The organism is [Mycobacterium] stephanolepidis, assembly GCF_002356335.1.
Lineage (GTDB): Bacteria > Actinomycetota > Actinomycetes > Mycobacteriales > Mycobacteriaceae > Mycobacterium > Mycobacterium stephanolepidis.
Genome location: NZ_AP018165.1, coordinates 4,203,794 through 4,213,659, shown reverse-complemented (window position 1 = coordinate 4,213,659; position 9,866 = coordinate 4,203,794). Strand labels below are relative to the sequence as shown.

General features: G+C 64.4%; 8 protein-coding genes. 5 read left to right on the top strand and 3 right to left on the bottom strand.

What is annotated here, in order from left to right; genetic code table 11:
* Positions 1 to 124 precede the first annotated feature (124 nt).
* Positions 125 to 928: a GAP family protein gene (locus MSTE_RS21090; protein WP_096504142.1), complete on the top strand. Its 804-nt coding sequence runs from the start codon at positions 125 to 127 to the stop codon at positions 926 to 928.
* On the opposite strand, the gene MSTE_RS21085 is transcribed toward MSTE_RS21090, so the two are convergent.
* A complete protein-coding gene (locus tag MSTE_RS21085; protein ID WP_096504140.1) occupies positions 925 to 1,872 on the bottom strand; it encodes a GlxA family transcriptional regulator in 948 nt (315 codons plus the stop codon). The genes MSTE_RS21090 and MSTE_RS21085 overlap by 4 nt on opposite strands.
* Positions 1,873 to 1,900: 28 nt before the next feature.
* Here MSTE_RS21085 and MSTE_RS21080 point away from each other — a divergent pair, with 28 nt between their 5' ends.
* Positions 1,901 to 3,292: an MFS transporter gene (locus MSTE_RS21080; RefSeq protein ID WP_096504138.1), complete on the top strand. Its 1,392-nt coding sequence runs from the start codon at positions 1,901 to 1,903 to the stop codon at positions 3,290 to 3,292.
* Here the strand turns inward: MSTE_RS21080 and MSTE_RS21075 are convergent.
* Positions 3,206 to 4,033: a CPBP family intramembrane glutamic endopeptidase gene (locus MSTE_RS21075; RefSeq protein WP_096504136.1), complete on the bottom strand. Its 828-nt coding sequence runs from the start codon at positions 4,031 to 4,033 to the stop codon at positions 3,206 to 3,208. The genes MSTE_RS21080 and MSTE_RS21075 overlap by 87 nt on opposite strands.
* A 275-nt stretch (positions 4,034 to 4,308) precedes the next feature.
* Between MSTE_RS21075 and MSTE_RS21070 the strand changes: the two genes are divergently transcribed.
* The 3 genes from MSTE_RS21070 to MSTE_RS21060 all read left to right on the top strand — a co-directional run bounded on the left by MSTE_RS21070 (position 4,309) and on the right by MSTE_RS21060 (position 7,663).
* Complete coding sequence (locus MSTE_RS21070) at positions 4,309 to 5,073, top strand: acyl-[acyl-carrier-protein] thioesterase (RefSeq protein WP_162291704.1); 765 nt, start codon at positions 4,309 to 4,311, stop codon at positions 5,071 to 5,073.
* A 271-nt stretch (positions 5,074 to 5,344) separates the two neighbouring features.
* On the top strand, positions 5,345 to 6,637 hold the full coding sequence (gene aceA / locus MSTE_RS21065; protein ID WP_096504134.1) for an isocitrate lyase: 1,293 nt from the start codon (positions 5,345 to 5,347) through the stop codon (positions 6,635 to 6,637).
* A gap of 156 nt (positions 6,638 to 6,793) precedes the next feature.
* Positions 6,794 to 7,663: a 3-hydroxybutyryl-CoA dehydrogenase gene (locus MSTE_RS21060; RefSeq protein ID WP_096504132.1), complete on the top strand. Its 870-nt coding sequence runs from the start codon at positions 6,794 to 6,796 to the stop codon at positions 7,661 to 7,663.
* A gap of 218 nt (positions 7,664 to 7,881) precedes the next feature.
* Here the strand turns inward: MSTE_RS21060 and MSTE_RS21055 are convergent, their stop codons facing one another.
* Entirely contained in the window at positions 7,882 to 9,864 is a 1,983-nt protein-coding gene (locus MSTE_RS21055) for a 5-oxoprolinase/urea amidolyase family protein (protein ID WP_096506197.1), read from the bottom strand.
* Positions 9,865 to 9,866: the final 2 nt, after the last annotated feature.

Here is a 9,866-nt window from a genome sequence, read left to right as displayed (position 1 = left end):
ATGGCTAAGTCATTTGGGCTGTGTACTGCCGGAATGATTAGCGGTCTCATGCTCGTATCCAGCATGATTCGTTGCATTTCGGCTGGCACTGCCATTCGCGAGCAAACAGAGTAGGGTTACCGATATGTGGCGGGAACTGTTGGGGTTGGCATTTTTGATGTCACTCAATCCGGTGCTGCTTGGCCTGATTTTGGTAGTCATCTCGCGGCCTCGCCCGGTGCAGAACCTCCTGGCCTTCTGGGTTGGCGCACTGATCGTGAATGTGCCGTCTTTCCTTGTCGCGCTTTTCGCACTGCATCTCGTCCCGAGTTTTGCGTCCTTCGCGAAGAACCTTGCGACGGCGGACCCGGGTTCGTCCGTGAAGCCTCTTCAGCTGGGCACCGGTGTGCTGTGCATTGTGCTGGCCGTTGTGATCGCGGTGCGGCTTCGGTCGCGCAAGCGCGAGAATCAGCCTGTGGCCGCCGGTGGGGGCGGGGATTCATCGGTTTTGGTCCTCGATCCGGAGCCGGCGACCGCCGAGACCCGTTCTGTCGGCCGTATCAGAAGTGCCGTCGCCGTTGTGGTGTCGAAGTTTCGACGTCTTTTTCATCATGGCAAGGGCGCCTGGGAGAACGGGGCGCTGTGGGTCGCCCTGGTCCTCGGCATCGGATACATGCCGCCGCCTCCGCTGGTGCTGCTCGTCGACACCATCATCGTCGGCTCGGGAACCTCAATGGGTACGCAGATTCTGGCTGCCATCGTTTTCGTCTTCGCGATGCTTGCCGTTTTCGAGGTGGCACTCATCAGCTACGTGATCGCTCCGGCGAGGACACTAGCCGTGCTCGAGCCGGTTCACAGTTGGGCGCTTGCCCACCGGCAGCTGGTGCTGCTCATCCTTTTCGCGGTGGTCGGGGTCTGGCAGGTGCTTACCGGCGTGGGCATCGTCTAGCTGCCCCGGAACGTTTTTCGGTAGTGGGTGGGACTCATGCCGAATCCGCGGCGCAGGTGATGCCGCAGATTCGCGGCCGAGCCCAGGCCCGACCTTCGGGCCACCTCGTCCACAGCAAGATCGTGTGATTCCAGGAGCGCCCGAGCGCGTTCGACGCGCTGCTGCCGCACCCAATCACCGGGGGAGAGTCCGGTCTCGTCGCGGAAACGCCGATTGAAGGTCCGCACGCTCATCCGGGAATGGTCGGCCAGCTGCCGCACCGTCAAGGGTTCGGTGAGGTTCTCCAGGGCCCAGCTGCGGGAGGATGCCGTCGAATCTCCGGTGCATTCGGGAAGTGGGCGGTCGATGAACTGTGCCTGGCCGCCTTCCCGCCACGGCGGCACCACGCAATACCGGGCCACCTCGTTGGCGGCCGCTGTGCCGTGGTCTCGTCGAATAATGTGTAGACACAGGTCGATTCCCGAGGCCAGCCCCGCCGAGGTCAGCACGTCGCCGTCGTCGACGAACAGGACCGCCTCGTCGAGCAGCACCTGTGGATATAGGGCACGAAAATCGTCTGCCTTGTGCCAATGGGTGGTGGCGCGGCGGCCGTCGAGCAGTCCCGCGGCAGCCAGCACGAAGGCCCCGGTGCAGATCGAGACGATGCGGGTGCCCGGGCGGATCGTGTCGAATGCGGCACGGAGTTCGTCGGTCAACTCACCCCGAAGGCGCGCCGGCGGATACCGGGTGCCGGGGACGATGACGGTGTCCGCGCGGCGTAGCGCAGACGGCCCCTCCTCGGGGGTGATCGCGTATCCCGAGGTGGTCTTGACTGGGGCACAGGACAATCCGCAGGTGATGACCCGGTAGCGGTCGGCACCGGCCTGACCGAACATCAGCGATGGGATGGTCGCGTCGAAGCCGATCAGTGGTTCGAGCATCAAGACGGCCACCGTATGTGCCATGGCATGATTTTTACACCTATTGGCATTTATGCCAATTGTGGGTAACGCCGGTATCGGTCAGCCTGGGCGGGTGACGCAGTCTCCGGTGCCCAAAACCCCCAAATCCCTTAGCCGCCGCAGGCCGCACCCTGCCTGGATCATCGCCGCGGTGGCATTTGTCGCGGTGCTTGCCGCGGCCGGGTTCCGATCGGTCCCGGGCGTTCTGATGGATCCGCTGCACGCAGAGTTCGGGTGGTCGCACGGCACCATTGGGCTGGCGATGTCGGTCAATATGACGCTGTTCGGGCTCACCGCACCGTTCGCGGCCGCGTTGATGGATAAGTTCGGAGTGCGTTCGGTGCTGGCGGCGGCGCTCATGTTGATCGCTACGGGCACCTTCCTGAGCGTGTTCATGGATTCGTCCTGGCAGCTCTTGCTGCTCTGGGGTGTGCTGGTGGGCGTCGGCACCGGATCGATATCGATGGGATTCGTGGCCACCATCGCGACGAGGTGGTTCGTCGCGCGCCGCGGATCGGTCACCGGCGTGTTGACGGCCGCCAGCGCCACCGGGCAGCTCATCTTCCTGCCCCTGGTGGCGGTGGTGTCCGACGCCTATGGCTGGCGATGGGCCGCGGTGATCGTGGCCGTGTCGGCACTTTCCGTGGTTCCGCCGGTCGTGTTGTTCATGCGAAACCGCCCGGCCGATAAGGAAACCGGGCCCTACGGTGCCGACACCGATGAGTCGGGGGCCGCATCCGCTGGTTTCGGTGCGGCGTTCGAGGGGCTGCTCATCGGAGCGCGACAACCGGCCTTCTGGCTATTGGCGGGCAGTTTCGCAATATGCGGCATGACCACCAACGGATTGATCGGCACACACTTCATTCCCGCGGCGCACGATCACGGGATGCCGACCACCATGGCCGCTAGCCTGCTGGCGCTGATCGGGATTTTCGACGTCGCGGGAACGGTGTTCTCCGGATGGCTCACCGACCGAGTCGACGCGCGTGTCCTGCTGGTCATCTACTACTTCGGGCGTGGCCTATCGCTGATGCTGTTGCCGGCGTTGCTTTCTCCGCGTGCTGAGCCCTCTACCTGGGTGTTCATCATCTTCTATGGGCTGGATTGGGTGGCCACCGTGCCGCCGACCATCGCACTGTGCCGACGTTACTTCGGGGATCGCACCCCCGTGGTGTTCGGATGGGTTTTTGCCTCGCATCAACTTGGAGCGGCCATCGCAGCAGCGGGTGCGGGATGGTTGCGCGATCAGCAGGGCAACTACGACAACGCTTTTCGATTCGCCGCCGGGCTCTGCGTCATTGCCGCGGTGATGTGTCTTTGCGTGCGGGAACGATCATCAGTCGATGAGCATGTCGAGATAGATCAGGTTGACGGCGATGTGAATGGTTATCGGAGCCCAGATGTTTCGATATCGGCTCCATAAATAGCCCTGCATCACGCCGAATGTTCCCTGGACCGCCACGATGGTCGCGAGGTCCACCGCCAAGGTGGTGGCGTGGACGTGCGAGGCGATATGCATTGCGGCAAAGAGCACCGACGCGGTGGCGATGGCCGGCCAGCGGCCTACCAGTGATTCCAGCCGGGTCTGTACAAAGCCGCGGTAGAACACCTCCTCGAGCACGCCCGCGGTCAGCAATGTGATCAGCGATGCCGCAGCCACGGTGACGGGATCGGGCAGGCCGGACAGGGACCCGGCGGGCGGTGCGAGGGGGCCCAGTCGGGCGAGCGCGATCCACGCCACGACCGGAACGATCGGCGCAAGCATGCGGGTACGGTCCAGGCGGGTGCACCACCGGGCCTTGGGGCCGTCCCCGCGGAGTATCCGAAAGGCCAACAAGGGGATCACGAGGAACATCAGCACCTTGATGGGGCTGTACACGGCATCACGCGGTATCCCAGCGGCCGTCGCCGTGATGACCAGGGTGGGAAACGCGAGGGCCGCTCCGACCAATATCCATACTTCGCGGATGAGGCGCCGACGAGCGATGTCGGCAAGCGGGTCGATCGCCGACAGATGCGGAGGTACCAGGCGCGTGAGCAGTAGCACGATCAGGGTTGAGGCCAGCGGCATCCACAGCGGATAGGGGCCGGCCGCTTCATCCGAGGAGAATCGGACCCGGGTGTGTCCGGTGATTGCGAGTCCACCGATGGCGATGACGAACAACAGGCCGGCGGCTGCGAGAAGAACTCGGCCCCCCGGTTGTCACGTTCCGGCCGCGTGGCTACCACCGGATGATCGTATGACCCAGCGGAGCGCGCGTTGCGTGGACGAGTCTTGAGGCCGTGACACGCCGTCGATATTTGGCCGGTTTCGATTGTGGGACCATGGATTGCGAAGAATGCGCGGTTGACGCAGTCTCCGTCGTGCCGGGAGCCGGCGTGACCTCGCGAAAGGACCGAACCGTGAGCGTGGAAGCCAGCACCGGCCTCGACAAAGACATGATGCCCGTTCCGCACGCGCATCCCCACGTCTACGAGGGGCGTTGGCCCGTTCGCATCGCCGACGTCGACTCCGGCGGGCGTCTACGGCTGGATGGAGCCGCTCGGCATATCCAGGACATCGGCCAAGATCACCTCCGCGGCGTGGAGGCCGAGGACAGCCACCCGCACTGGATAGTCCGCCGCACGATGATCGACGTGATCAGGCCGATTGAGTTCAGGGAGGCGCTGTGGCTGCGCCGCTGGTGTTCGGCCACCTCTAATCGGTGGTGCCAAATGCGGGTGCGGGTGGATGGCAGAGCGGGCGGCCTTATCGAGTCCGAGGCGTTCTGGATTCACATCAGCCGCGAGACCCAGGGGCCGGCCCGTATCGAAGACGACTTCCTTGCCACGGTCGCGTCCACCACGGAGGTGGACCGGTTGAGGTGGAAGCCCTATAACAAGCCGGGTAATCGCGAGACCGCGACCGATATCCGAGACTTCCCGGTGCGCTTCACCGATATGGACCTGTTCGACCACATGAATAACTCCGTTTACTGGAGCATCGTGGAGGATCACCTCTCGCGGAATCCGGAGCTGCTGTCGGGCCCCTATCGGGTAAGCCTCGAGCACGACTCCGCGGTTTCGCTGGGAGACAAGCTCGAAATCATCACCAACGTCTACGAGGACGGAACCGAGCTCGGCGTCCCCGGTCGCGGTGTTACAACGCTCACATATGTCGTTGGCGACGATGTGAAGGCTCTCGCGTCGATATTCGCTCGATAACTAGACGCGGCGTCAATGGTTTAACAGTACGAGCGTTCTGAACAGGGGATTGTTGGTTACCGATCGGTAGCAACAGTACGGGCGTACGATTAGCCGCTTCGCAAGGTTAGCAAAAGCCCGTTAATACCTAGCGAAAATTGGCATTGGGAACGGGTGGACCTGCGCATATGGTCTGTGACATCGTCGTAACAGTCAACGCAGTGAACGTGCCCGGGCGTTAACAATCTGTCTGCGACAGCCAAACGTCTGGGCAAGTAACAGAGGAGCACCAATGTCGAATGTCGGCAAGCCGCGCACCGCGGCCGAAATCCAGCAGGACTGGGACACCAACCCCCGCTGGAAGGGCATCACCCGCGACTACACCGCCGCCCAGGTCGAAGAGCTGCAGGGCAGCGTCGTCGAAGAGAACACCCTGGCCCGCCGTGGCGCGGAAATCCTGTGGGACGCCGTCACCAAGGACGACGACTCGTACATCAACGCGCTGGGCGCGCTGACCGGCAACATGGCCGTGCAGCAGGTCCGGGCCGGCCTCAAGGCCATCTACCTGTCGGGTTGGCAGGTTGCCGGTGACGCCAACCTCTCCGGCCACACCTACCCCGACCAGAGCCTGTACCCGGCCAACTCGGTGCCGGCAGTGGTTCGCCGCATCAACAACGCCCTGCTGCGTGCCGACGAGATCGCCCGCGTCGAGGGTGACACCAGCGTCGACAACTGGCTGGTGCCGATCGTCGCCGACGGTGAAGCCGGTTTCGGTGGCGCCCTGAACGTCTACGAGCTGCAGAAGGCCATGATCGCCGCGGGTGCCGCCGGTACCCACTGGGAGGATCAGCTGGCCTCGGAGAAGAAGTGCGGCCACCTTGGTGGCAAGGTGCTGATCCCCACCCAGCAGCACATCCGCACCCTCACCTCCGCGCGCCTGGCCGCTGACGTCGCCAACACCCCGACCGTCGTCATCGCCCGTACCGACGCCGAGGCCGCCACCCTCATCACCTCCGATGTGGACGAGCGCGACAAGCCGTTCGTCACCGGTGAGCGCACCTCCGAGGGCTTCTACAACGTGCAGAAGGGCATCGAGCCCTGTATCGCGCGTGCCAAGGCCTACGCTCCCTACGCCGACCTCATCTGGATGGAGACCGGTGTGCCGGACCTCGAGGTCGCCCGCAAGTTCGCCGAGGCCGTCAAGGCCGACTTCCCGGACCAGCTGCTGTCCTACAACTGCAGCCCGTCCTTCAACTGGAAGCAGGCGCTGGACGACTCGACCATCGCCAAGTTCCAGAAGGAATTGGGTGCCATGGGCTTCAAGTTCCAGTTCATCACCCTGGCCGGCTTCCACGCCCTGAACTACTCGATGTTCGACCTGGCTTACGGCTACGCCCGCGAGGGCATGACCGCCTACGTCGACCTGCAGGAGCGCGAGTTCGCGGCCGAGGCTCGTGGCTACACCGCCACCAAGCACCAGCGCGAGGTCGGCGCCGGTTACTTCGACCGGATCGCCACCACCGTGGACCCGAACACCTCGACCGCGGCGCTGAAGGGCTCGACCGAAGAGGGTCAGTTCCACTAAGCAGAGCCGAGCTCTAGCCGGGCAATGCGCCCACGTCAAGACTCTCGGTGTGACCCACTGAGTTGACAGCACAGGCCCCGCCCACGTATCCCGTTGGGCGGGGCCTGTGTGCTGGAAAGTCAAAACTAACAACGATGTTCAGGGAGTAGTACGAAGATGACGGATGGAATCACGCGCGTAGGAGTTATCGGCGCCGGACAGATGGGCGCGGGTATCGCCGAGGTGTCGGCACGTGCCGGTGTCGACGTCCTGGTGTTCGAGACCACCGAGGCGCTGACGACTGCCGGTCGCGACCGCATCACCAAGTCGCTGGACCGCGGCGTCTCTGCGGGGAAGATCACCGAGCGCGAGCGCGATGCCGCCGTCGCCAATCTGAAGTTCACCACCGACCTGGCCGACTTCTCCGATCGTCAGCTGGTCATCGAGGCGGTCATCGAGGACGAGTCCATCAAATCCTCGATCTTCGCCAAGCTCGACGAGGTGATCACCGATCCCGATGCGGTTCTCGCGTCGAACACCTCCAGCATCCCGATCATGAAGATCGCCGCGGCGACCAAGAACCCGGGCCGTGTGCTGGGTCTGCACTTCTTCAACCCGGTACCGGTCCTGCCACTCGTCGAGCTCATCTCGACGCTGGTGACCACGTCCGAGGCGGCCGCGCGCACCGAGGCCTTCGCCAGCGAGGTGCTGGGTAAGCAGGTTGTCCGTGCTGCCGACCGCTCAGGCTTTGTGGTCAACTTCCTGCTGGTTCCCTACCTGTTGGCGGCCATCCGGATGGCCGAATCTGGTTTTGCCACAGTCGAAGACATCGACAAGGCCGTCGTGGCGGGTCTTTCGCACCCGATGGGACCGCTGCGCCTCTCGGACCTGGTGGGCCTGGATACCCTCAAGCTCATCGCCGATTCGATGTATGACGAGTACAAGGAGCCGCTGTATGCGGCCCCGCCGCTGCTGCTCCGTATGGTCGAGGCCGGGCGCCTGGGCAAGAAGAGTGGCGTCGGGTTCTACGAATACAAGGCCAAATAAGCCACCCCACTGCGCGAGGGCGCACCGTACGCACAGATCTCAGCCCGATTGTGTGCGAACGGTGCGCCCTTGCCGTGTTCGGCGACGGCGTCCCTTGATGGCCCCTGGAAATGTCAGTGTGCCCATTTCTCTTGACCAAGATCGCCAGGGGTGGTTAATTCAGACAGCAAAGTGACACGCCCCGGTATCGCGAGCGAGGGGTTCGGGGCGCTCACTTGCTAGACCCGGGCGAATTCGCCCGCAGTACTCCATGCTTCGCGCTCGGCGGCGTATGCCGAGCGTTGGTGATCGCGGAACTCGCCTATTGACGTCGCGTTTTGGGCAAGGAACCTTGAGTATTCCGCCATGGAAAACTCACCGTCGGTGATCCTGACACCGCCGGCGCCGCGCCCGGTGGCAAGCTCGTTACGCAGCTCGAGCAGCTCCTCGGAGCTCACCGGATACCAGCTGATCTGGTCGAAGAACCGCAGCAGCCAGGGAGTCCCGGGTTCGAACGCGCCGGCGTTGTCCGGGTGCCGATGGTTCCAGATCTGTACGGTCCGCCCTACCAGCTGATATCCACCGGGTCCCTCCATGCCGTAGATGCACAGGTACGCCCCGCCGATGCCGACGGCATTCTCGGGGGTCCAGGTACGCGCCGGGTTGTACTTGGTGGTGACCAGGCGATGCCGGGGATCGACGGGCGTGGCCACGGGCGCGCCCAGGTAGACATCACCGAGGCCCAGCACTAGGTATGAGGCGTCGTACACCGTGCGATACACGTCATCGACGGTGTCCAGGCCATTGATGCGCCTGATGAATTCGATGTTCCACGGCATCCACGGGGCATCCGCGCGCACGCCCAGGCGGTAGCGCTCCATAGCATCGCGGGCCGAGGGGTCATCCCACGACAGAGGCATGGCAACCCGGCGGCTGGGCACCACCAGCTCGTCGGAGGCGGGCAGATGCTCGTCGATATCGTCCAGCAGCCCCAACACTTTGCCCATGGGCAGCCTGTCGGGATCGAAGTGCACCTGCAGCGAACGGATGCCCGGTGTCAGATCGACGATGCCGTTGGTGTGGGTGTCCTCGAGCCGCTGGTGCAATGCGTGGACGCGCGCGCGTAAGGCCAAATCCAGTGTGATGTCGCCATATTCGACCAGAATGTTGTCATCGCCGCTGCGCCGGTACGTCATATCGGGTGCGTCCTCACGCGCCGGACGGTAGGCCAGTACACCGTCATCACCGTCGCCACGAGTGGAGAACACCGAGGGCCAGTGCCCACGCCGGTCGATACCGATCGAGCGCAGCGATGCGCTGCGGGCGGCCTCGATTCTGACGAATCGGAGCGTGTCGCCGGCGCGCAGCTGCCCCAGCTTCCACCGGTCGGCGGAAACCACCGTGACCGGGCAGACGAACCCGCCCAGACTGGGGCCGTCGGGGCCGAGCAGAATCGGGGTGTCGCCGGTGAAGTCCAGGGCGCCAATCGAATACGCGTTGTCATGGATGTTCGACGGATGCAGGCCCGCCTCACCGCCGTCGGTGCGCGCCCATTGAGGTTTGGGGCCGATGAGGCGCACCCCGGTGCGGTCGGAGTTGAAGTGGACCTCGTAGTCGGTCGACAGCAGCTCGTCGATATCGCTGCGGGTGAAGAAGTCGGGTGCGCCGTGTGGCCCCTCGGTGACCGCGAGCTCCCAGTGATGGCCGATGGCCGGTTGTGCGTCACCGGGAATGCATTGCGGTTCGGTGTCATCGGAGTGCCCCAGCGGGAGGGCGTCTCCGGCGGCCAGGGCACGTCCCGCGGGACCACCGAACCCGCCGAGGGTGAAGGTGGCTGCGCTGCCCAGGAAATGCGGAATCTCGATGCCGCCGGCAATCAGCACGTAGATCCGCATCCCGGTGTCGGCGGCGGCGCCCACGGCCAGCGTGCCGCCGGCGGGAACGGTGACGGCACGCCACTGGGGGACCGGCCTGCCGTTGACGGTGACCAGTGCCGGAGCTCCGGTGACGCAGACGAGCGTGTCCTCGGTGAAATGCAGGGTGGGACCGGCGAGTGTCGCCTCCAGTCCCGCGGCGCCCTCGGGGTTGCCTACGGCCTTGTTGCCGAGCCGGAACGACAAGTCGTCCATCGGGCCGGACGGTGGCACACCCACCTGCCAGTACCCGGTGCGTCCGGGCCAGTCCTGCACTGTTGTGAGCATGCCGGGTGCGGTGACCGTCATGA

Coding starts and splice junctions, on each gene's coding strand:
- MSTE_RS21090 (WP_096504142.1), top strand. CDS start 125: ATGTGGCGGGAACTGTTGGGGTTGGCATTTTTGATGTCACTCAATCCG.
- MSTE_RS21085 (WP_096504140.1), bottom strand. CDS start 1,872: ATGGCACATACGGTGGCCGTCTTGATGCTCGAACCACTGATCGGCTTC.
- MSTE_RS21080 (WP_096504138.1), top strand. CDS start 1,901: ATGCCAATTGTGGGTAACGCCGGTATCGGTCAGCCTGGGCGGGTGACG.
- MSTE_RS21070 (WP_162291704.1), top strand. CDS start 4,309: ATGATGCCCGTTCCGCACGCGCATCCCCACGTCTACGAGGGGCGTTGG.
- aceA (WP_096504134.1), top strand. CDS start 5,345: ATGTCGAATGTCGGCAAGCCGCGCACCGCGGCCGAAATCCAGCAGGAC.
- MSTE_RS21060 (WP_096504132.1), top strand. CDS start 6,794: ATGACGGATGGAATCACGCGCGTAGGAGTTATCGGCGCCGGACAGATG.
- MSTE_RS21055 (WP_096506197.1), bottom strand. CDS start 9,864: ATGACGGTCACCGCACCCGGCATGCTCACAACAGTGCAGGACTGGCCC.